This is a genomic window from Staphylococcus sp. SUC_1.2 (genome assembly GCF_026222585.1).
On the sequence record NZ_JANJPM010000016.1, the window covers coordinates 1 to 21,347 of the forward strand.

General features: G+C 31.9%; 23 protein-coding genes. 4 read left to right on the forward strand and 19 right to left on the reverse strand.

What is annotated here, in order from left to right:
- Positions 1–26: 26 nt before the first annotated feature.
- From NR218_RS06850 to NR218_RS06860, 3 genes are all read right to left on the reverse strand, one after another.
- Positions 27–3,200 carry an efflux RND transporter permease subunit gene (locus NR218_RS06850; protein WP_048762089.1) on the reverse strand — a complete coding sequence of 1,058 codons (3,174 nt, stop codon included), beginning with the start codon at positions 3,198–3,200 and terminating at the stop codon, positions 27–29.
- A 106-nt stretch (positions 3,201–3,306) separates the two neighbouring features.
- Positions 3,307–4,569 (reverse strand): lipid II:glycine glycyltransferase FemX, encoded by a 1,263-nt coding sequence (locus NR218_RS06855; protein ID WP_048762090.1) that lies wholly within the window; start codon positions 4,567–4,569, stop codon positions 3,307–3,309.
- Positions 4,570–4,983: 414 nt separating this feature from the next.
- The gene (locus tag NR218_RS06860; RefSeq protein ID WP_048762094.1) at positions 4,984–5,754 is read right to left on the reverse strand and encodes a VOC family protein; all 771 of its coding nucleotides are present in this window, start codon (positions 5,752–5,754) and stop codon (positions 4,984–4,986) included.
- Positions 5,755–5,924: 170 nt separating this feature from the next.
- Here NR218_RS06860 and NR218_RS06865 point away from each other — a divergent pair, with 170 nt between their 5' ends.
- Both NR218_RS06865 and NR218_RS06870 read left to right on the forward strand, forming a co-directional pair.
- Positions 5,925–6,368 carry a MarR family winged helix-turn-helix transcriptional regulator gene (locus tag NR218_RS06865; RefSeq protein ID WP_048682439.1) on the forward strand — a complete coding sequence of 148 codons (444 nt, stop codon included), beginning with the start codon at positions 5,925–5,927 and terminating at the stop codon, positions 6,366–6,368.
- On the forward strand, positions 6,355–7,560 hold the full coding sequence (locus tag NR218_RS06870; protein ID WP_048762095.1) for an MFS transporter: 1,206 nt from the start codon (positions 6,355–6,357) through the stop codon (positions 7,558–7,560). Before NR218_RS06865 ends, NR218_RS06870 begins: the two co-directional genes overlap by 14 nt.
- Before the next feature lie 74 nt (positions 7,561–7,634).
- Here NR218_RS06870 and NR218_RS06875 read toward each other — a convergent pair whose 3' ends face one another.
- The 7 genes from NR218_RS06875 to glp all read right to left on the reverse strand — a co-directional run bounded on the left by NR218_RS06875 (position 7,635) and on the right by glp (position 12,280).
- A complete protein-coding gene (locus tag NR218_RS06875; protein ID WP_017174859.1) occupies positions 7,635–7,985 on the reverse strand; it encodes a SarA family transcriptional regulator in 351 nt (116 codons plus the stop codon).
- A gap of 232 nt (positions 7,986–8,217) precedes the next feature.
- Complete coding sequence (moaA, locus tag NR218_RS06880; RefSeq protein WP_017174860.1) at positions 8,218–9,240, reverse strand: GTP 3',8-cyclase MoaA; 1,023 nt, start codon at positions 9,238–9,240, stop codon at positions 8,218–8,220.
- A gap of 14 nt (positions 9,241–9,254) precedes the next feature.
- The gene (gene mobA, locus NR218_RS06885; RefSeq protein ID WP_017174861.1) at positions 9,255–9,860 is read right to left on the reverse strand and encodes a molybdenum cofactor guanylyltransferase MobA; all 606 of its coding nucleotides are present in this window, start codon (positions 9,858–9,860) and stop codon (positions 9,255–9,257) included.
- A gap of 2 nt (positions 9,861–9,862) precedes the next feature.
- The gene (gene moaD, locus NR218_RS06890) at positions 9,863–10,096 is read right to left on the reverse strand and encodes a molybdopterin converting factor subunit 1 (protein ID WP_017174862.1); all 234 of its coding nucleotides are present in this window, start codon (positions 10,094–10,096) and stop codon (positions 9,863–9,865) included.
- Complete coding sequence (locus tag NR218_RS06895) at positions 10,097–10,546, reverse strand: molybdenum cofactor biosynthesis protein MoaE (RefSeq protein WP_017174863.1); 450 nt, start codon at positions 10,544–10,546, stop codon at positions 10,097–10,099. It abuts the gene before it with no gap.
- Positions 10,533–11,024, reverse strand: coding sequence for a molybdopterin-guanine dinucleotide biosynthesis protein B (gene mobB, locus NR218_RS06900; RefSeq protein WP_017174864.1), 492 nt, complete (start codon positions 11,022–11,024; stop codon positions 10,533–10,535). The genes NR218_RS06895 and mobB overlap by 14 nt, the downstream gene beginning before the upstream one ends.
- On the reverse strand, positions 11,021–12,280 hold the full coding sequence (glp, locus tag NR218_RS06905; protein WP_017174865.1) for a gephyrin-like molybdotransferase Glp: 1,260 nt from the start codon (positions 12,278–12,280) through the stop codon (positions 11,021–11,023). The genes mobB and glp overlap by 4 nt, the downstream gene beginning before the upstream one ends.
- A 142-nt stretch (positions 12,281–12,422) precedes the next feature.
- Here glp and moaC point away from each other — a divergent pair, with 142 nt between their 5' ends.
- A complete protein-coding gene (gene moaC / locus NR218_RS06910) occupies positions 12,423–12,917 on the forward strand; it encodes a cyclic pyranopterin monophosphate synthase MoaC (RefSeq protein ID WP_048762098.1) in 495 nt (164 codons plus the stop codon).
- Between the two features lie 87 nt (positions 12,918–13,004).
- Here the strand turns inward: moaC and NR218_RS06915 are convergent, their stop codons facing one another.
- The 5 genes from NR218_RS06915 to modA all read right to left on the reverse strand — a co-directional run bounded on the left by NR218_RS06915 (position 13,005) and on the right by modA (position 16,712).
- Positions 13,005–13,511: a MogA/MoaB family molybdenum cofactor biosynthesis protein gene (locus NR218_RS06915; RefSeq protein WP_017174867.1), complete on the reverse strand. Its 507-nt coding sequence runs from the start codon at positions 13,509–13,511 to the stop codon at positions 13,005–13,007.
- A gap of 13 nt (positions 13,512–13,524) precedes the next feature.
- Entirely contained in the window at positions 13,525–14,529 is a 1,005-nt protein-coding gene (locus NR218_RS06920) for a ThiF family adenylyltransferase (RefSeq protein WP_049419994.1), read from the reverse strand.
- Positions 14,530–14,630: 101 nt separating this feature from the next.
- Complete coding sequence (locus NR218_RS06925) at positions 14,631–15,236, reverse strand: ATP-binding cassette domain-containing protein (protein WP_072291583.1); 606 nt, start codon at positions 15,234–15,236, stop codon at positions 14,631–14,633.
- The gene (modB, locus tag NR218_RS06930; protein ID WP_049419995.1) at positions 15,237–15,908 is read right to left on the reverse strand and encodes a molybdate ABC transporter permease subunit; all 672 of its coding nucleotides are present in this window, start codon (positions 15,906–15,908) and stop codon (positions 15,237–15,239) included.
- A gap of 12 nt (positions 15,909–15,920) precedes the next feature.
- Positions 15,921–16,712: a molybdate ABC transporter substrate-binding protein gene (gene modA, locus NR218_RS06935; protein ID WP_049419996.1), complete on the reverse strand. Its 792-nt coding sequence runs from the start codon at positions 16,710–16,712 to the stop codon at positions 15,921–15,923.
- Positions 16,713–16,899: 187 nt separating this feature from the next.
- Here modA and fdhD point away from each other — a divergent pair, with 187 nt between their 5' ends.
- Positions 16,900–17,694 (forward strand): formate dehydrogenase accessory sulfurtransferase FdhD, encoded by a 795-nt coding sequence (gene fdhD, locus NR218_RS06940; RefSeq protein ID WP_049379341.1) that lies wholly within the window; start codon positions 16,900–16,902, stop codon positions 17,692–17,694.
- A 38-nt stretch (positions 17,695–17,732) separates the two neighbouring features.
- On the opposite strand, the gene NR218_RS06945 is transcribed toward fdhD, so the two are convergent.
- From NR218_RS06945 to NR218_RS06960, 4 genes are all read right to left on the reverse strand, one after another.
- Positions 17,733–18,497, reverse strand: coding sequence for a GNAT family N-acetyltransferase (locus NR218_RS06945; protein ID WP_049382608.1), 765 nt, complete (start codon positions 18,495–18,497; stop codon positions 17,733–17,735).
- Between the two features lie 35 nt (positions 18,498–18,532).
- The gene (locus NR218_RS06950) at positions 18,533–19,078 is read right to left on the reverse strand and encodes a biotin transporter BioY (RefSeq protein ID WP_002448536.1); all 546 of its coding nucleotides are present in this window, start codon (positions 19,076–19,078) and stop codon (positions 18,533–18,535) included.
- A gap of 74 nt (positions 19,079–19,152) precedes the next feature.
- Positions 19,153–20,094 carry a nucleoside hydrolase gene (locus tag NR218_RS06955; RefSeq protein WP_049379340.1) on the reverse strand — a complete coding sequence of 314 codons (942 nt, stop codon included), beginning with the start codon at positions 20,092–20,094 and terminating at the stop codon, positions 19,153–19,155.
- Positions 20,095–20,184: 90 nt separating this feature from the next.
- Positions 20,185–21,330: an acyl-CoA dehydrogenase family protein gene (locus tag NR218_RS06960; RefSeq protein WP_019835265.1), complete on the reverse strand. Its 1,146-nt coding sequence runs from the start codon at positions 21,328–21,330 to the stop codon at positions 20,185–20,187.
- Between the last annotated feature and the right edge of the window lie 17 nt (positions 21,331–21,347).

Sequence of the window (21,347 nt, forward strand, 5' to 3'; positions counted from 1 at the left end):
TTTTTTGACTTATCCTAAATTTATCTTTATTTACGTGTAAGTTTGTTTTTTAAAGTAAAGAGTATTTCATAGATAACTGGCACTACGATTAAGGTTAGTAGTGTTGATGATACTAATCCACCTATGACTGTAGCGGCCATTCCTTTAGAAATTAGAATTGAACTATTTTGCCCAAATAATAATGGTAATAATGCACCGATTGTTGCAACTGCAGTCATCAAAATAGGTCTAATTCGGGTTCCACCCGCTTCAATTAAAGCTTCTTTCATTAACATACCTTGTTGTTCATTTGAAATCACTCTATCAATTAATACAATTGCATTTGTAACAACAATACCAATTAACATCAACATACCAATTAAACTTGGTACTGAAATGGTTTCTCCGGTAATCAATAATGCAAATACTATACCAATAGCTGTAAATGGTAATGAGAATAGAATTGTAAATGGTGCTAAACCACCTTTGAATGTGATAACCAACACAAGATACACAATAACAATAGCAATAAGCATTGCAAAAGCGAGTTGGCTCATAGCTGTATTAATATCATCTGTTGCACCACCAACATTAAACTTAACGTTATTAGGTTTATCAATTGTATTGATTTCACGCATCACTTTACTAGAAGTTCCACCAACATCAGAAGCGGTAATTTTACCTGAAATTGTTGTAGCATAATCGCCATCTTCTTGAACAAGTTTACTTGGTGTTGTTGTTTTGTTTAGACGTGCAATATCTTTTAATTTAACAGTTTCTCCACTTGGTGCATGTAAGTCGATGTTTTCTAGTTTATTTTGAGACCAATTTGTTTGTTTATTCTGTTTTACTTTTACATCTATATTATTACCATTTTCTTTAACAGTTGTAATTGTTTTTTCTGGTAAGTTCTCATTTAAATTCAATGCTAATTGTGCAGCTGAAATACCTTTATCTGTTGCTTTATTTTGATCTACTTTGATTTCATATTGATCATAGGTTTGTGATAAATCTGAATTGACATCTGCTACACCTTTAATGGATTTCATTTTATTTTCAACTTTAGTTACTGTACTTCTAATTGCATCAGTAGAAGATCCTTTAACAGTTACGTCCACTGAATTGTTTCCAGCTCCTGTACCTAAGTCTTGATTTTTCCATTTACCTGGGTTTTTCATTTTAGAAAGATGTGTAACCACTTTATCTGGTTCTTCCTCAAAGTGCGGCGTATCCGAATCATATTCCACCATAATAGCCATGCTATTCGTACTTCCCGTTGGATCTGCTGGAGAAGGTCCCCCTACAGAAAATTGAACTGTTTTAACTTTATCTTTACTTTGAAGGTATTTTTGAGCTTTTTCAGCATGTTTAAGTACTGCTTCTTCAGTTTCTCCTGGTTTAGGTGTATAAGTTAACGCTAAAAACTTATCTTCCCCTGTAGAAATATAACTTGTTCCTAATTTAGCTGCACCAATTCCTATACTCGCAATTAATATAACAATACTAATAATAAGAACAAGCCATTTATGATTAAGCGACCAACCAAGTACTCGTTTATATCCCTTACTAATCCCTCCTAATTTATTTTCTTCATTAACATTGCCCTTTATGTTTATTCCATTTTTAAAGAATGTTGAGGCAAGGGCTGGCACAACAGTAATAGAAACAAGAAGCGAAGCCAGTAAACTAAATGTGATAGCTAACGCAAATGGTCGGAACATTTCACCTACTGAGCCGGAAACAAAAGCTAGCGGTAAGAAAACTATAATTGTAACAATCGTAGAAGATAAAATAGGTTTAAATACCTCTCTCGTTGCACTAATAACTAAATTGTTCCCTTTTAATTGTTCACTTGGATCTGATAATCGTCGATAGATATTTTCTACTACAACAATAGAATCATCTATGACCCGACCAATCGCAATCGTCAATGCACCTAAAGTTAAAATATTAAGTGATACATTACTTAATTTCAGTGCAATAAGTGCAATCAAAATAGATAACGGAATTGAAACGATAGATATCGCTGTTGTTTTAATATTTCTTAAGAATAATAAAATAACAATAATTGCGACGATGGTACCTAATGCCGCTTTTTCAATCATAGTATATAATGAATCTTCAATTGGTTTAGCTGTGTCCATTGTTTTTGTAGCTTTGATATCACTATTATTCTTAACAAACTCGTCTATTTTCTTTTGCGTTGCTCTAGCCACTTGAACTGTATTTGCATCTTGTGCTTTCATTACTTGTACGTTCACTGCGTCTTTACCATTTGTTTTTGAAATAGAATCTCGTTCATCGCCCACAGTGATGTTAGCTAAATCTTTAAGTGGCACGCTTGGCATTTGACCATTTGTTCCTTTTAAAGAGCTATTCGTTTGCGATTGACTTGCACTAGATGATTGACTACCCTCTTGGCCAGTACTACTAATACTATTATCGTTAGAGTCACTTGATTGTCCTTGGCCTGCTATAGAAAGCGGGATGTTTAAATCTTTTAATGCACTGACTGATTTAAATTGACCATCCACAACGAGAGATTTTTCATTATTTCTAAATTGGAATAAACCGAGTGGTGTTTCTCTTGTCGCTGTCTTAATGTAATTTTCAACATCCTCCGCAGATAACCTTACTTTATCCAATTCTTTTTGTTTAAATTTTAAAGTAACTTGACGGGTAGTTTGTCCATTCAGTTGTGCACTTTGAACACCATCAACAGTTTGAAGTTTAGGTATTAATTGTTCATTAATTTCTTTTGTCGTAGTTCTTAAGTCATTACTTTTATTTGTAAATGAGTAAGCTACAATAGGAAAAGCATCGATGGAATTACGTATTAATTCTGGTTCACTTACTCCATCCTTAAAATCGATTTTGTCTATTTCTTTTTTCAGTACTTCTTCAGCTTTATCCATGTCAGTTCCGTTGTTATATTCAACTTTCACAATTGAAGCATTAGATATCGATTGTGTTTCTACACTTTTTACATAAGCGAGTGATCTGACTTGTTTATCAATTTTCGAGCTAATTTCATCTTGTGTCGTTTGAGGTGTAGCGCCTGGCATCGTCGTTTGGACAGAAATAATTGGGTTTTCAACATCAGGTAATAATTCTAATTTAAGTTTAGCACTTGAATATATGCCACCTATAATGACTAAAAGAACCATTAAGAAAATAGCAAACTTATTACCTAATGAAAATTGAAGCATCTTTTTAATCATTTAATTACTTCTCCTATAATAAGTTATTAATATTGGTAAAAAAATCTGAACGTTTCTTTATAGAATCGTTCAGATTAAATACTGTATCTACAATACTGTAAATTAATTATTTACGTTTTAATTTGCGAGAGAGTTTAATTTTGGCTTTTGTAAGTCTTGGTTTAACTTGTTCGATTAATTGATATAACGGCTGATTTAAGACATAATCAAACTCACCAATTTTTTCACTTAAATAAGTGCCCCATACACGTTTAAAAGCCCATAATCCATAGTGTTCAGAACCTTTTGATGGATTATTATCTGTGCCACCAAAGTCATACGTTGTTGCACCATGATCTCTTGCGTATTTCATCATTTCATATTGCATATGATGGTTCGGTAAGAAATCACGATAATCATTTGAAGAAGCTCCATATAAGTAATATGATTTTTTACCTGCAAACATAAGTAATGCGCCTGATAAATATACGCCTTCTGGATGTTCTTGATTTAATCTTTCTAAATCTTCTTTTAATTCAGTTGTCTTAGAAATCTTATTTTTTACATCATTTAATTTGTTAGCTGTTTTTTTATCATTTGGACGTGCTTCTGACTTCGCTTCTAGTTTAGCTTTTTCTGCTTCTTGAGCTTCTAGATCTTTATTCGTTTCATCAAGCACTTGTTGTGGCTCTAATTTCACTAAGAATAATTCTGCATCCCCATCTTCATGTAATGAGTCATAAATATTCTCAAAATAGCTAATATCACGTGTTAAGAAGCCATCACGTTCACCCGTAATTTGCATTAATTTCGCAAATGTTTTAAGCCCTTCACGATTTGAGTGTTCAACTTTAGTACCTCGTTTAAGCGCTAATCTAACTTTAGAACGATTACGACGTTCAAAGTTTTGAATAATTTCATCATCAGTTTTATCAATAGGTGTAATCATTGTCATACGAGGTTGAATATAGTCTTTTGATAATCCTTCTTTAAACCCTTTATGTTTAAATCCAAGCATTCTTAAATTTTTAAGTGCTTCTGTGCCATGTTCTACTTCAACATCTGGATCAATCTTAATCGCATACGCTTTTTCTTCTTTAGCGATTTTTTTTGTTTCATTTAAAAGTGCTCTCAGTACATCTCTATCATTATAATCGGCTACGAATCCACGTGATACGTAGCATAATGTAAATGGTAACTTCGGTATCTTTTTAAATAATAACTGTCCTACACCTTTAATTTCACCATTTTCACCTACTGCCACACGTTTTGAATACCATCCAGTTAAGCGCTTTGTCTCTGCCCACTTTGTCAGTTGCAATAAATCACCATTCGGATGAGTTTTTACAAATTCGTCATGTTCCTGATTTGTGATATTCATCTTTTCCATGCTATATAAAACTCCTTTATCTTTGCATTACTTATCATTATACATTGTAGATTTGAGAGTGTCGACAAACTCATAATAGAAGTTGAATTTTCTTCAAAAAGCTATTCTTTTTGTTATACTTAATGAATGAAAAACACTACTATTTTTTATTAAAGAGGTTTTTAAAATTGAGAAATATAATTTTACTTATATTTATTGTATGTAATACTATTGCAATAATTTATACAATGGCTCATCCTTTAACTATAAATTTTTTTAGTCTGAGAGTGATGTTTGTCGCTTTATCACTTGTACTTACCATTTTATTTATATTATTAAAAACAAATCGTTTTTCTTTAATATTAAGCTTAATCTCTCTAGTACTAGTTTTTATTCATATTGCTTTTATCGCACATAGTACTTATACCTATCTATTTAATTAGTTCCTTCATTCGGTTCGAAACGATATTTGGCTCCTTTAATAATAATTGAATAAGGAGTCGTAGTTTCATTATCTTTAAAAACAATGGTATTGTATCCAGATTGAGCCGCATCTTGAATCCGATAAACGATAGTATCCCCCTCTAATTTTAAGTCAGTGTAGTTCTCATTTTCTTCTATAATGTCCATATTAAACCAGCTTTGCCACTTAGTTAAGGTTTTAGAGCGTTTAGAACTATCTATAATAATTTTATCAATTTTAAATTGTTTCTGAAAAAATGAATCTAAATTTTGCATATGATCGACTTTATTTTTATTCCACTCAATAAAAAAAGGTGGCCTAACCATATAGTCGGGATCAGCGATATAGAGTAACTTCCATCTTATCTTTTCACCCTTTTTATCTTCTCTGTCCATATGTATAGGACCAATCGTATCAATATGACGTTCGTTTAAAGATTGTTTTACTTTCTCTATATCTTCCGTTCTAAATGCCATTGTTTTAAATCCTTGCTTAAAATCATCTTGAACAATTTTCGTTGCAAAAGCGACTCTTCCCTCTTCAGTTTTAGCTTCTTTCTTTAACTTTTCGACATCTTCAACATCTAAAAGTTCGATGTAATTTTCATTTATATAAGTTAAACGATTGAAAGTGCCATATTGATGATGCTTGCCTCCAGAATGAATTTTTAATAACTCACCTGGATATTTAAATCCTTTTAATTGATCGACGTAATGAATCATATGATCAAATTTCAACTTCATTTATCAATATCCCCTTTACTAATTTAAACTTAATTGTATTTTAACAAATTTCACTATACTTTACTCTATAACTTATATTTAGTGTTGAAAAATGAATGAAATCGGCGTATAATATTTTTCGTCATCAATTAGTTAGCCTTGCTAACTATTTTTGAGGGAGATAATTCAAAATGCTCACAAATGAATTTTTTAATAGTTTTATTGGTATTTATCGTCCTTATATTAAACGTACTCAATCTATATTAGATCAGTTTGGTCTACATACAGGTCAGTGGTTAGTGCTTAAAGATATTGCTACATATGACCAAACGACTTTAGTTCAAATATCTAAACGTCGTTTTATTGAAAAACCAACTGCGCGTAAAATTATTAAAGTACTATTTGAAAAAGATTTACTTTTGGTTACTCCAGGTACTGACAAACGTGAAAAGCTATTAAGTTTATCTGAAAAAGGACAGCAATTATTTGAGAACATTAATGCTTGTATTACACCTATTCAAGAAGATTTAATCCATCAATCTAATATATCTAATGATGATTTGGATCACGTCATAGCAATTATGAAAAAATTACATAACACATTATTGAAGGGGGATCCTCATGAATCAGACTAGTACTACTAAACAACCTATTTTTACTAAAAGTTTTACGATCAATTTTATGATTAACTTCTTTGTTTATTTGTGTATGTACTTATTATTAGTTATCATCGCTGATTATTCTAAAACATCCTATCATGTGTCGGACAGCTTATCTGGACTTGTTGTAGGACTATTTATTATCGGATCATTGATAGGACGTTTTGGAACGGGAAAGTATGTCAATCGTTTTGGTCCTAAAAAGATTTTAATTGCTGGTTTAATTTTTCTAATCATTACTCAGTTACTTTATTTTATCCCAGGATCGATAACCATCTTGATGTTAGTACGACTCCTAAATGGAATTGCTACAGCTATCGCAACGACAGCTACAGGTACAATTGCTGCACATGTTACCCCTGTAGAACGTAAAAGTGAAGGCATTAGCTTATTTTCACTAAGTCTTGTTCTTGGATCAGCCATTGGTCCTTTCTTTGGAATTTTATTATTGAAATCATTCTCAATTAATTTACTATTTCTTATCTGTCTTATACTAGGAATTGCAAGTTTAATTGTTTCAGTCTTTATTAAAATTGACTTTAATCCTACTAAAAATGCAATTGATAGAAAAGTAGCCCAAGCTTCTGGTTTCAACATTCATAATTTCATTGCTAAAGAAGCTGTACCAGTAGCAATTGTGATGATGATTATCGGGTTGAACTATGCTTCAATCCTAACATTCTTAAAATCTTTTGCTGAGCAACGTCATTTGTTAGAAGCATCTAGTTATTTCTTTATTTTCTATGCGGTCGCTTCATTAATCACTCGACCTATTGCTGGTAGGATGATTGATGCAAAAAATGAAAATGTTGTGGTTTATCCAGCATTTCTTGCCTTAATTATCACATTTGTTTTATTAGTATTTAGCTATAATGGTTGGGTATTATTACTTGCTGGCGTGTTCTTAGGTATTGGCTATGGAAATCTCTCTTCTTCTATGCAAGCCATTGCAATTAAAGTGTCACCTTCAAGTAAATATGGAATTGCAACTTCAACTTACTTTATTGGATTAGATATTGGTATTGGTTTTGGTCCATCGTTGCTTGGATTATTTACAGGTTCAATCACGTATACTCAAGTTTATTTCATTATGGCTATTGTAGCCGCTTTATGTACGGTACTTTATTTAATTGTTCATGGTAGAAAAGTGAATGGTAATACGTATTAATCTTTCATTTAATATATAAAAAGAAGCACCCCTATGATTCGTTATAGAATATTAGAGGTGCTCTTTTTATTTAATTAATTTGCAATACTAATAGCTTCAATTTCATTTTTCATTTTATCTAATACTTTTTGTTGCGACGCATTAAAGAAATAAAATACTTGTCGTTCATCTGTTTCAGAACGTAATTTAGAAATTAATTCTTTCTTGTAAATTTTGCGGATGATGACGTCAATTTTACTTGTATCCCATAACATTTCAAAATGTAATGTATCGCGTAACTCTTTTCCGCTAATTTTTTTACCTTCATACACTTTAAATAAAACAACAAATTCCTCAATAGAAATTTTATACGTCATTTTCAACCAATGCTTCAATTGACTAAGTTCTCTTTCCGCTTCAATAAAGCGAGTCACTTTATTATTCATAGTACATGCCTCCAAAGTTGATTCTAAGTTGTATAAATACATAATATAATAAAATTGCTTAATTTAATTATATAACATATGCACAATTTAATCTATTACAAATATTAATTTATATCTGTTTAGTGATTAATATAAATTACTTTGAAATTATTAAAATTAATTAAAAATACTATCAAATTAAAATACAGAAGTAAGTGATATCACATATGATTATCACTTGCTTCTGTATAGATTAACCACCAATATAATTCATATTAATTTTCTTTCGTTGTCGATTTCTTACTGTTTGTTCTGTTCGTTCATCTGAATAACGATCATCACGTGCTTGCCATAATGAAATGAGCGTGTCTTTTAATTTTTGATGTGTAGCACCACTACGCAATAATGATTTAATATCAAAACCATCAATCACACTAAATAAACATCCATAAAATTTCCCATCAGATGATAATCTTGCTCTTGTACAAGTAGAACAAAATGAAGCTGAAACACTTGTGATTAGACCAAACTGTGCACCATTATCTTTATGTCTATAATATGTGGCAACTTCACCAAAATATTTAGGTGGAAGAGGTTCTATATCAAACTCTTCTTCAATAGTAGATAGCATTTCTTCTTTCGTAACAACTTTACTAAAATTCCAACCATTATCATTACCTACATCCATAAATTCAATGAATCTTATTTGAATATGTTTATCTTTAAAATATTCAATCATAGGTAGGATTTGATCATCATTAATTCCTTTTTGTATCACTACATTTACTTTTACATGAAATCCAATAGATATTGCATAATCAATTTGTTGCAAGATGGTAGAAGCTTTAATGTTACGGTTATTGATTGCTTGAAATACTTCATCATCAATTGCATCTAAACTTACATTAATTCTACGCAATCCTGCATCATACAACTTTTGACCATGTTTTTTTAAAAGTAAACCATTAGTGGTCATACCAATATCTTCAATACCTTCAATATGATTAAGTTTTTCAATTAATTTATATAAATCACGTCGTAATAAAGGTTCTCCACCAGTAATTCTTAATTTTTTCACGCCTAATTCAGCATAAACTTTGGCAATTGTTGTAATTTCATCAAATGTAAGTAATTCCTCTTTAGGTAAAAAAACAAAATCATCACCAAATATTTCTTTTGGCATACAATAATCACATCTGAAATTACAACGATCTGTTACAGAAATTCGTAGATCTCTTATAGGACGTCCTAATTTATCTTTAATTTGGATCGTCATTAACGTGTCCCCCTTTAATCATTAATCTGATGAAGTAAAGTATTCAAATCATCTTGATAATTAATATTTTTAGACCAATTTTTTAAAGGCTGAACCTCTTTAGTATCTAGAAAACATGTTATCACATTTTTATATACATGCTGTAAACTATAATCATTAGAATTGAGTGCTTTTTCAATATTCGAAATGACTCCTCGACTATAAAAAGCAATGGTCGGTATAGGTTTATCATCGTCTGAATAAGCTATAATATCGGCTTGATGTTCCATACGCTGTGAAATTGTAAATTGATATAGTTGACTTATTGCTTCTTTAGTAATCATAGGAGTATCTACAGAGACCACAAAAAATAATTCTTCATTATTATAATGTTTCATAACTGTGTAGATTCCTGATAACGGGCCTTTATCTGCATGTGTTTCTTCATCTACCATAATATGTTTATACTCAAATTCATTCTTAAGTTGTTTGTTTGTACTTATAATAATATCGTCAAATAAATTCGTTTCTGTTAATGTGTTAATAATTCGTTTATAGAACATTTCCCCGTGAATACAAGCAAATGCTTTAGGACTACCAAAACGTTTAGAGTGTCCCCCAGCTAGAATAATTGCTTTCATATTTAACCACCACTAACTGGAGGTATTAACGCAACAACATCATCTTGCTTTACAATATCATTAAGTTGAACAAATTCTTCATTTACAGCTACTTGAAATTTTTTATCACGAATGGATGGGTGACGTTCAAATAATAATTCTTTAAACGTTTCTACTGTAATATCTTCTATTAAATCAATGTCTTCTGAATTCATTTCTAATATTTCTTTTATTTCTGCAAAATATAATACTCTCATTTAAGCCTCTCCTTTAGTTGCTTGACTATAATCTCCTCTTTGATGTCCTTGCCATTCTGCACCGTCTTCCCAAATTTCTTTTTTCCAAATTGGCACAACTTCTTTAATTCTTTCAATCGCATACTCATTTGCACGATAGGCATCTTTACGATGTGGCGAAGAGACAGCAATCAATACTGCAATATCAGAGATTTGTAGGGGACCAATACGATGTACAATCGTTGTTATCGTTCCTGGCCAACGCTGTGTAATTTCTTCTCCAATTTGTTCTAGTTTTTTTTGAGCCATTGGAACATAAGCTTCATACTCAAGATATTCTGTTTTCACCCCTTTAGTCCATTCGCGAACATGACCTGTAAATACAACAACAGCTCCTTGATGTTCATTTAAAGTAAATGTTCTATATTGTTCGGGCTCAATTGGATTCGTCACGATTTCAAATTGTTTCATTTTTATGTTCATCCTTTCGTTTCATCCATTTTAGTAACCATTGCTCATAGTTTTTTAAAGCATTCTCATTATTATAATTATAAAAATATTGAACATGTGTAAGAAGTCTCAGTTCTTCTAATTCTTCTTGGGTTTTATATACCACTATTTTGTCATAATCCTCATTTTTAAACCCTTCAACTAAAATAACGTCATAACTAATAGTTACACTTTCTTTTATCAGTTGTTCAAGCGACGGCTGATTTCTACGTGTTACTGTTTGTTGATAAGCAGATCCTTGAACAATACTCTGATCTGCACCAGCTTCAAAATGTTTCATATGATCCACATTAGATGATTGAAGTGTAATATCATCTTTTTCATGTCCGTGATGTTTAATCGTCACAATGTGATAGCCTTGAGATTTTAAAAATGTAATAGATTGTTGTAACAACGTTGTTTTACCCGAATCTTTAAAACCAACTATTTGTAAAATCATAATGATAGTTCCTCTTCGAAAACATTCGATTCAGTTAAAATAACATCTACCGTATGGCCGGCTTTAAATCCTCTTGTACCCCCTGGCAACATAATCATTGCATTACTATGTGCTATTGCTACCACAGCACCCGATTTATTAAATCCGGATGGAACCACAGTCGCACAATTATGAGTAAAAGATGCAGTTGCTCGAATAAATCTTGTAAATGGATTGGCTTTCGCAAAATCTTCCATTAATGTTGCTTTCACAACTTGAGGGTAAACTGCTTTGGCTTGCATCATATGTTGCACTGCTGGTTTAACAAATAATTCAAAACCAGTAAAACAAGCCGATGGATTCCCTGATAAACCAAATAAATACGTCTTATTTGCAACTGCCACAGTTGTCACACTTCCAGGACGCATCGCAATTTTATTAAATAACACTTCTGCTTGAATTGCTTTGTATATCTTTGGTAAAAAGTCATAATCTCCTACCGAAACGCCTCCAGTAGTAATGACAATATCATGATCTTTCATTGCTTTAGTGATGACTTGAATACTACTTTCTAAGTCATCTTGTTGTATACTATAAGGCTCTATCGTTAATCTCATTTTATCAGCTAACGCTTGTATCATCGGACCATTAGAATTTCTAATTTTTCCTGGTTGTAATTCTTCGTCTACATTCAATAATTCGCTTCCAGTAGCAATAACTGCAATACTTGGTTTTAAAAATACAGGCACTTCTGTATAACCATAGGTCGCTAGTACTGCAATAGCTCCAGGATTAATGACTTGTCCTTTTTTTAAAACGATATCTCCTGTTTTAGTTTCTTCTCCTTTTAGCGACACATTTTCATTCTCTTCAAAAGGTTTTCTAATCGTAAATGTATCTCCATTTTCCACAGTTTGTTCAAACATCACTACTGCATCTGCACCCTCAGGAATTTGAGCGCCTGTCATAATACGAACTGCTTCATTTTCTCCAACTGTTTTATGAGATACTGTGCCTGCACCAATATGATCTATCACTTTAAACGTTTTACGATTTTTTGAAAAGGCACCAGCCGAATCTTCACTTCTTATAGCAAAACCATCATACGGCGATTTATTGAAACGTGGTATATCATAAGTTGCTACAATGTCTTCTGCTAAGACATATCCTAAACTGTCCTCTAATGATATATTATTTTGTTGAGTATATATATCTTGTTTTACAATACGTTCAATTGCTTCTTTAATAGGTATTGGTTTTCTTTTTTCAACTACCATTTTATCAACTCCAATTACACGATAAATTCATGCTATACTATTTTATAAACTCAGTAAGATAATGATGTACTCATTAAAAATAAATGTTTATAACTTTATTTATATGTTATGATTTTTTAGATATTTCTATAGGAGGCTATTTATGTCAAATTTTACACATATCAATCATCAAGGTAATGCAAAAATGGTTGATGTTTCTAATAAAAGTATTACAAAACGTATCGCTAAAGCGCATTCAAGCATCACAGTGAATGAGACGATTTACCGTCAAATTATAGACAATACAAATAAAAAGGGTAATGTACTTAATACTGCTCAAATTGCAGGTATAATGGCTGCTAAAAATACATCGACTATTATTCCTATGTGTCATCCATTGCCCTTAACTGGAATAGATATTGAATTCTCTTGGAATCAAGCAAACACACCACGCCACTATCAATTAAGCATTACTGCTACGGTTTCTACTACAGGTAAGACTGGTGTTGAAATGGAAGCTTTAACAGCTGCTTCAGTTACAGCTCTCACAGTATATGATATGACAAAAGCAGCTGATAAAGGAATGATCATTGGTGACACATACCTTGAATCAAAATCTGGAGGTAAATCTGGAGATTATCACCGTCAATGTGATTAATCTTTATGATTTTCTTCTATTATGATAGTCATAAGCAGCATTTTCAATTAGGGAAACCTATGATTTACAATGCTTTTTATGACTATTTTATTTATGGAGTTCATAAACCATATGATTTAATTCCGGAATAATGAGTTTAGTCATTGCTAACTTTACTGCCCCAGTTGATCCCGGCAACGTAAAGATTAATTTACTCATAACTGTTCCCGCTAATGCTCTTGAGAGAAGCGCTTTTGTTCCTACATCTTCCGTATAACTTAAATATCTAAAAAGTTCGCCGAATCCTTCAATTTCTTTATCTAAAAGTGGTTTTACAGCTTCTATAGTCACATCACGTTGTGCTATACCAGTGCCTCCAGTCGTTATAATGACATCAATATCTGATGCTAACCATTCGTCAATTTGAGATTGGATGTCTTCCTTGTCATCTTTAATGATATGATAGTGTTCTTCTGTCACTTCTATATTCAGTTCTTTCAAACACTTTTGAACTAATTGACCGCCTTTATCTGTTTCTTTATTTCGTGTATCAGAAATTGTTAACACTGCACATTGAATTGTTTTTTTAACTTCTTTGTTATCATGCTGATGCATCATCATTCTCTCCTTATCCAAATAGTTGATTGATTAAATGTATTGCTTCAGATTTCTTAGTTGTACCATGAATCAACATTCGCCCACCCTCAAAATATACAATTCTATGTTTTTTAAATTCAAATACTAACATATATTGGTTTTCATGGTAACGAATATTGAGTGCTGTAAGAAAATCAACTATTACTTTTTTTGTAATGTCTTTATTTTCATATTGAACTGTATCTCTACCACACAAAGTTGCATATGAAGTCGAATGAGCATATAAATATGGAAAGCTAGCATTCTTACCACAAGTTGGGCAATCATCACGACGCATTTTACTATAACCAAAAGAACAATGTGTATTCTCCCAAATATCTCCATATGTCAGCTTTGTGGGAATCTGTTTACCAATCAATATCTTTAAAGCATCCCGTAATTGAAAACTTGTGGTCATCGTTACGGCTGGCTGAATCACACCGACAGTATCACATGTCAGATTTATAACTGGTAACTGAGGCATTAAACAATTAAAGCAAGGGGTTTGACCTGGAATAAATGCAGTTTCTACATAGGTACTTTGAACTACTCCACCATAAATCCAAGGAATGCGATATCTATAGGAAAAATCATTGATTAATTGTCTTGTTTCAAAATTATCCGTTGCATCAATAATCAAATCTACACTCGTTGCATATTGCTCTAAAAATTGGGCATCTACATGTTCAATATAAATATTCATTTTTATATCAGAACGAATATGTCTTAAGTGATCTTGTGCAGCAACCACTTTTGGCAACATACGATCTGCATCACTTTCTGTAAACAATGTCTGTCTTTGTAAATTACTATATTCAATATAGTCTCTATCCACAATAGTCAACTCTTGAATACCAGCACGAACAAGTCCTTCAGCTACATGGGTACCCAAAGCGCCCATTCCAACAATCAATACATGTTTCTGATTAATGGTTTGTTGTCCATGTTCTCCAATATCTTTAAATAAAATTTGTCTTGAATAACGTTCTTGAGTCATTATTTGAAACCTCTCTCAACATTCTCTCTTCTTTTTATTATAACGAAATAGGAGTAGGACAGAAATCTAAAACGTTCTAAACTTCGATATCCTACTCCTATTTATTTAATTTGAATCATTTCATCTGCTAATACTTCTGCTTCATAATTAGAGTGCGTTACAAAAATAATAGGTATACACCATTCCTCATGAATTTGCTTAACTAGATGGATGCCTTCATCTCTAGAAATATCATCTAAACTTGAAAAAGGTTCATCAAGTAAAATTAAATTGGGTTTCGTGCTTAAAGTTCGCGCGAGTGCTACACGTTGGGCTTCCCCACCAGACAGTGTCGGCGGAAATTGATTTATTAAATGGCTAATATTTAAACGTTGAATAAGCTCATCAATATGTTTAGACTGTTTAGTCATAAATGTAATATTCTGAAGAACCGTCATGTTAGGAAAAAGTTGATAATCTTGAAATAAATAGCCAATTTGGCGTTGTTGAATCTTTACATTAATATGGTTTTCAGTATCCACTAATAGATGATTATCAATATTGATATAAGCCTCATCTGGTTGTCTTAATCCCGCAATGATATTTAATATTGTCGTTTTTCCAATACCGGAGGGACCTTGTATTGCATATATTTTAGCTTTTGTATCTTCAATGTTAATATGAATCAACGTTTGCTTTAACTGATGTTGTAATTTAACTTGTAACATCTAGTCTACCTCCTGAACTTTATCACGATTCGCAAAATTCAACATACTAATGACTGTAATAGAAAATGCAACGAGTACAAGTACCCATAACCATGCCTGATTCTCTTTTCCTTGTTCTACTAAAAAATAGATTTCCAGTGGCAGAGTATTGGTTTTATTTGGAATATATCCTGCAACCATCAATGTTGCACCAAATTCTCCAATAGCTCTCGCAAAACTCATCATAATACCCGCAATAATTGAGCGTTTAGATAATGGTAGAATTAAACGATAGAAGATTTTACGTTCACTTGCTCCCATTGTTCGTGCAGTATTTAACATTTTAGGATTAATACTTCGAAATCCTTGAATAGTATGTTGGTACATCAGTGGAAAACTAACAATGACAGATGCAATTACTGCACCTGTCATTGTAAATACTACGGGTAAATGAAGTATATTTTGAAAGAATTGTCCCACAAATGTTCTAGGTGAAAAAACAATAATAAGTATAAACCCTAGTACTGTCGGTGGTAAAACAATAGGTAATAATATTAAGCTTTCAAGAAATTGAGTTGCATGCCCTTTTCTTTTATATAACGTTCTACAAATAAAAATTCCTAATATAGAGACAATTATCGTACTGATAAATCCTACTTTAATAGAAATCCATAGAGGTGTTAAATCAGGCATATATCATCCCCCCTATACTTTAAAGTGATATTCTTTTAAAATATCTTTCGCTTTTTTAGATTTTAAAAATTCCATCCATTCTTTAGCAAATTTGCTATCTGATGTTGCTCCCGCTTCATAAGTGATAGGTTTTTTCAAATCCGCTTTTTTAATCTCATTTACTTTATCTGTTCTTTCATTATTCGTATATAAATCGGTCTCATATACAAATCCCATTTGAGCATTACCTTTTTCAACGTAATTTAATACTTGTTTAACGTCTTTGGCATATACAATTTTATCTTTTACATCACTATATAAATGTTGATCATCTAAATATTGTTTCGCATATTTACCTGCTGGTACAGTTTTCACTTCACCAATAGCTAATTTTTCGTTGTCTTTTAAATCTTTTACTGAAGCTTGATCACTGTTTTTATCACCAATCAATACTAACTGATTATGTGCGTATTTATATGTATTATGAGCTTGATTATGTTTTTTCAACATATCTACATCTTTCGTATTTGCAGACATAAAGACATCAGTTGGTGCACCTTTTTCAATTTGTTGTCTTAAGGCCCCTGATCCACCATAATTAAATGTTACATTTACATTTTTATGTGTTGTTTCAAACTCTTTCTTTAATGCTTTACTTACATCACTTAAACTTGCTGCTGCTGAAACTTTCAATTCAGTTTTAGGATTATCACTATTATTTGACTTTGAAGATTGCTTGCTATTCTCATTATCTTTTGAATTTGAACAACCTGCCAAAATGATAATAACAGCCACTAACATCGCTAATAATCGTTTTACAGTCATTTATTTTTATGCCCCCTATCCAATCAAATATTATACGCTTTTTATATCTTTTGAAAAGTTTTACCATATTTTATATTTATTTCTAAATTTTAAAATATAAAGTTTTATATAATCATTCAATATTGAAATACTTTTTGTGAATATAATGATACAGTATAAAGTAGTTATAACCAAAGGGGAGACATTCATGGATAAAGATGCCGTTCAAAATCAACCGATTATTAGGTATGAAGATGAGCAACTCATCGAAACTGAAGACAGCTATGTAACCGAATTTCCATTAACGATTATGGTGAATGGAAAAGAATTTGCTACAGTAATCTGCAGTCCGACACATTTAGAAGAGTTAGTCATAGGATTTTTAGCATCTGAAGGAGCCATTTATAAAAAAGAAGAAATTAAACATTTACAAATTGATGATAGTAAAGGGTTTGCTCATGTAGAATTAACTAAGTCATTAAGCGACCGTTTTGAGTATTCTACAAAGCGCATGGTTGCTTCATGTTGTGGAAAAAGTCGAGAATTTTATTTTCAAAATGATGCAGCAATTGCTAAAACGTCTATGTCTAATATCATTCTCACTCCAAGACAAATTTTAAATATGATGACAGGTTTACAAAGTGCAAGTACCTTATTTAAACAAACAGGTGGCTTGCATAACGCAGCAATTAGTGATGGTGAGGCATTTTTTGAACATCGTCAAGATATAGGTAGACATAATGCCTTAGATAAACTTTACGGTTTTTGTCTTACTCATCAAATTCCTGTTAGAAATAAAGTACTTATTTTTAGTGGACGCATATCATCTGAAATTTTACTAAAAGCAGCTAAAATCGGTGTCGGTGTTATATTATCGAAATCTGCACCTACCACATTGGCAATAACACTGGCACATGACTTAAATATTACTGCTATTGGTTTTATTAGAGGTGATTCTTTTAATATTTATAGTCATCCAGAACGTGTAAAAGGAGTGAATTAGAATTTATTATAAATTCATTTTTCACTCCCTACTTTTATTTATATCGCATCTTCTTTGACTATCTGATATTGAAAGCTTTGAAAAATATAGCCTTGCTTTATATACATGTCTTTTGCTGTATCATCGCCATCTGCCACTAATATGACTGGTCGAGAACCGGCTAAATGGCCTACATAGGACTGCATCGTAGTACCTATTCCTTTATGACGATAGTCTTCTAAAACGCCGAACCCATCAATTTCAACAGTTTCATCTGTAACTATAACATCCAAAATCCCCACAGGTTTATGAAGATAATATGCAACTATACGAGTGACGTCATCTATTTGCTTTAATATTGCTTCTCTCGTTCGTTCTTCACTTTCTTTAGTAAACGCTTCGCCATACGGTTTTGAAAATTCATTGTAAACACTTAGATAATCTTCCATATTGAATGAAGTTACAGGTTCAATATCTACCTGAATATTGCTCTCAAATTGTTTTAATGTAGCACTGTCTATCGCATACAATTCAAGTAGTCCTAATTGAAATCCTTCATTGCGTATCGCTTCTAACCATGTAGAATGCAGTAATTGGTTTTCTGGAAATGTAAAAGATAAATGAGAAGAATGTTGTTTTTTATGCAAAATTCGTTGTTTCTCCATATCTGAATACCACTGATTAATTGAAGGTAACGTTTTGTACTGCCACTTATTCATGTGATATGTCATTGGATCAGAAGGTGTTAAATATATAATATTCAACTCATCTTCTAAGTATATTTTTCCATTTTCTTTAATCTGCTTCATTGTTATGTATGTCATAGTAACCATCACCCAACTATGTATATTTTGTACTATTATATCAAATTCTTAAAACGTGAATGGTTAAGTAATGTTGTGCCGATTAAACTCGCAATAATCGCTTTAATAATATCTCCTGGAATAAATGTAAATGATAATAAAAATGCTTTACTTATAGGCATATGTATAATGAATCCCATAATGATTGTTCCTACAATATCTAATAATAAAACACCAAATACAAGTATACCAATAAATAATGTCAAGAAATTAATATGATTTTTAAAACGATCTCTTACTAAACCTATAAGATACGCCACTACTGGATATAAGAATAAAAATCCTGCTGAAGGACCTGCAAACACACCTATTCCACCGCGTCCACCTGATAATAATGGCAAACCTGTGGCTGCTAATAATAAGAAGATAATAACACTGAGTGCGCCGTATTTACGTCCTAATATAACTCCTGCTAAAAAGATACCTATATTTTGTAATACAATTGGTACAGGCATAAATGGTAACGGTATTCCAGGTACTAGGCCTAAAATACAAATAACCGCTGTCATTAACGCTGTATATACTAAATTTTTTGTACTCATTTGATTTCCTCCTTTTATGAAGAAAATTATACCACTTATGTAAACTATTTTATATAAAAAGTTTACATTTAAAGTTAATGAACTACTTTTTTAGCTAAAGACGTGATATAGTTGAAGAATTCATCATGATTGACATGATTAACGACATGCACCATACGTCCATCATCGCTCTCATATGTGCGTCCTTGGCTTGGTCCTTTTGTACATACATCTACTTTAAGTTCTATAGAATCTGTTAAGTTTTCTTTACCAATTTGAGCAGTCGTCAATACATCCCATAAAAAATAAGTAGAGTTTGTGACAAAATGAGTAAGAGGAGGTACAGCTGCATAACTGATTCCTAAAAAATCAACTCCTATAAACTGACGTTGATTTGCCCACATTTGACGAATAGCTGGCGTCAATGGTACTTGATTAGTGCTTTCTAACGCTACCATTTCTATCTTGATAGACGTATCAAATATTGTTTTAACAGCTTCAGGATCCCAAAAAGCATTCCATTCAGCTGTGCCATCATGTTCGGGTTCTTCTACATTTCCCTTTTCTAAAAATGTTCCTCCCATCCAAACTAACTTTTCAATATTGTTTACTATTGCTTTATCATGTTTGATTGCTTTGGCTAAATCGGTTAACGGACCAGTAAACAATAAAGTCACCTTTTCTTTACTATTATTTAATACATTAATAATATCCTCATAAGCTTCAAATGTACTCGTTACAGAACGTTTATCAATCCATTTCTCATTTAAAATAGGAAGCGCATCCATAAAAAAGGCATGCATTCTCCAGTCTTTCGGAAAAGGGTTAACTCCTCTTTCATATGAAGGAGCTACATCAATAGATAAATTTGAAAAACGATTTATAATTTTACATGAAGCACTTAGAGAAGGTTCTAAATAACAATCTGCACCGATTGTACTTACACCTACTAATTCAACATTATCCATTTGTAGTAATAAGAATAGTGATATTAAATCATCAACGCCGCCATCATGATTAAAATATATTTTAGTCATTAAATCCCTCCAAAAATATGTAAAAAAGCTATGACTACATTATACGTAATCATAGCTTTCTTTAAACATATTATAAATAAAAAATTCATTCTACATTAAATCAAGTATAGATTTTGCAATATTCGTATATGCTGCATCTTCCATAGGAGGATTATGTAGGCCCGCACGCATATTACGATAATAGCGTTGTAATGGACGATCCATTTCTAAACTTTTCGCCCCTACTATTCGCATAGCAAGATCCACTACTTCTAATCCTTGATTCATGACTAAAATTTTACTTGCAGATGTTTCATTCCAAATATTAAGTGTTTCATTATATTGATTGTAACCTCTAGCTGTACTCCATAAAAAATGACGAGCAGATAATAAGAGTGATTCCATTTTCCCAACATTTTGTTGTACAGTAGGTAGCGTAGCAATTGTGCCTTCAATACTATTAGGGGAATGCGTTTTGGCAAACTCAATAGCATAATCTCTCGCTGCTTGGGCAATACCTAAATATACACTTGGTATATGTAAAATCCATCCATTGGGTTGCGGTTTATGTTTCGTTTCTACAAAGTTTTCAAATGGAACTATAACATCATTTAATACTAAATCATGACTTTCCGTTGCACGCATCCCTAACATATTCCAATTATCTGCAATTTCTAAACCTTTACTCTCTCTAGGAATTAAAAAGAAGCCTACTTCTTGAATATCTTCTACAAATGCAGCAACAATATAATGTGTCAATGCTTTACTCATAGAAGTAAATGTTTTCACACCATTTAATTTATATCCGTCTTTAGTTTTTATTGCATGCGTAGCAGGTCTTCCACCACGAGTAGGACTACCAGTATCCGCTTCACTTACTGCTCTATTTACAAGTGCGCCATTTTTTACTTCTTTTGCAAATTGATCAAGCATAGTTTGACTCCACATATGCTGTTGATATAATTGCCCTACAACGCTTAGATGCCAGCCTATAGATAGTGCTGTAGCGCCATCTATGGCTCCAAGATACGATTGTAAAACGACCATATCTTCTATGGTTGCACCTTCTCCACCATATGATTTAGGTAAAGTTAACACACTATAACCTTCCTCTACAAGCCATTTTATATTGTCAAATGGGAATTTAGAGTCAATATCTTCTTTTGCTGCTCTTTGTTTAAATGTATCTTCAATTGTTTTAAATTTTTCAATCCATTTTCTTTGAATATCACTACTTATTAAAAATGAATCTAACATGACTATCACCTATTCGA

Bases quoted from the DNA above. Each gene is read 5' to 3' on its own strand.
- NR218_RS06850 (WP_048762089.1), bottom strand. From the start codon at position 3,200: ATGATTAAAAAGATGCTTCAATTTTCATTAGGTAATAAGTTTGCTATT.
- NR218_RS06855 (WP_048762090.1), bottom strand. From the start codon at position 4,569: ATGGAAAAGATGAATATCACAAATCAGGAACATGACGAATTTGTAAAA.
- NR218_RS06860 (WP_048762094.1), bottom strand. From the start codon at position 5,754: ATGAAGTTGAAATTTGATCATATGATTCATTACGTCGATCAATTAAAA.
- NR218_RS06865 (WP_048682439.1), top strand. From the start codon at position 5,925: ATGCTCACAAATGAATTTTTTAATAGTTTTATTGGTATTTATCGTCCT.
- NR218_RS06870 (WP_048762095.1), top strand. From the start codon at position 6,355: ATGAATCAGACTAGTACTACTAAACAACCTATTTTTACTAAAAGTTTT.
- NR218_RS06875 (WP_017174859.1), bottom strand. From the start codon at position 7,985: ATGAATAATAAAGTGACTCGCTTTATTGAAGCGGAAAGAGAACTTAGT.
- moaA (WP_017174860.1), bottom strand. From the start codon at position 9,240: ATGACGATCCAAATTAAAGATAAATTAGGACGTCCTATAAGAGATCTA.
- mobA (WP_017174861.1), bottom strand. From the start codon at position 9,860: ATGAAAGCAATTATTCTAGCTGGGGGACACTCTAAACGTTTTGGTAGT.
- moaD (WP_017174862.1), bottom strand. From the start codon at position 10,096: ATGAGAGTATTATATTTTGCAGAAATAAAAGAAATATTAGAAATGAAT.
- NR218_RS06895 (WP_017174863.1), bottom strand. From the start codon at position 10,546: ATGAAACAATTTGAAATCGTGACGAATCCAATTGAGCCCGAACAATAT.
- mobB (WP_017174864.1), bottom strand. From the start codon at position 11,024: ATGATTTTACAAATAGTTGGTTTTAAAGATTCGGGTAAAACAACGTTG.
- glp (WP_017174865.1), bottom strand. From the start codon at position 12,280: ATGGTAGTTGAAAAAAGAAAACCAATACCTATTAAAGAAGCAATTGAA.
- moaC (WP_048762098.1), top strand. From the start codon at position 12,423: ATGTCAAATTTTACACATATCAATCATCAAGGTAATGCAAAAATGGTT.
- NR218_RS06915 (WP_017174867.1), bottom strand. From the start codon at position 13,511: ATGCATCAGCATGATAACAAAGAAGTTAAAAAAACAATTCAATGTGCA.
- NR218_RS06920 (WP_049419994.1), bottom strand. From the start codon at position 14,529: ATGACTCAAGAACGTTATTCAAGACAAATTTTATTTAAAGATATTGGA.
- NR218_RS06925 (WP_072291583.1), bottom strand. From the start codon at position 15,236: ATGTTACAAGTTAAATTACAACATCAGTTAAAGCAAACGTTGATTCAT.
- modB (WP_049419995.1), bottom strand. From the start codon at position 15,908: ATGCCTGATTTAACACCTCTATGGATTTCTATTAAAGTAGGATTTATC.
- modA (WP_049419996.1), bottom strand. From the start codon at position 16,712: ATGACTGTAAAACGATTATTAGCGATGTTAGTGGCTGTTATTATCATT.
- fdhD (WP_049379341.1), top strand. From the start codon at position 16,900: ATGGATAAAGATGCCGTTCAAAATCAACCGATTATTAGGTATGAAGAT.
- NR218_RS06945 (WP_049382608.1), bottom strand. From the start codon at position 18,497: ATGACATACATAACAATGAAGCAGATTAAAGAAAATGGAAAAATATAC.
- NR218_RS06950 (WP_002448536.1), bottom strand. From the start codon at position 19,078: ATGAGTACAAAAAATTTAGTATATACAGCGTTAATGACAGCGGTTATT.
- NR218_RS06955 (WP_049379340.1), bottom strand. From the start codon at position 20,094: ATGACTAAAATATATTTTAATCATGATGGCGGCGTTGATGATTTAATA.
- NR218_RS06960 (WP_019835265.1), bottom strand. From the start codon at position 21,330: ATGTTAGATTCATTTTTAATAAGTAGTGATATTCAAAGAAAATGGATT.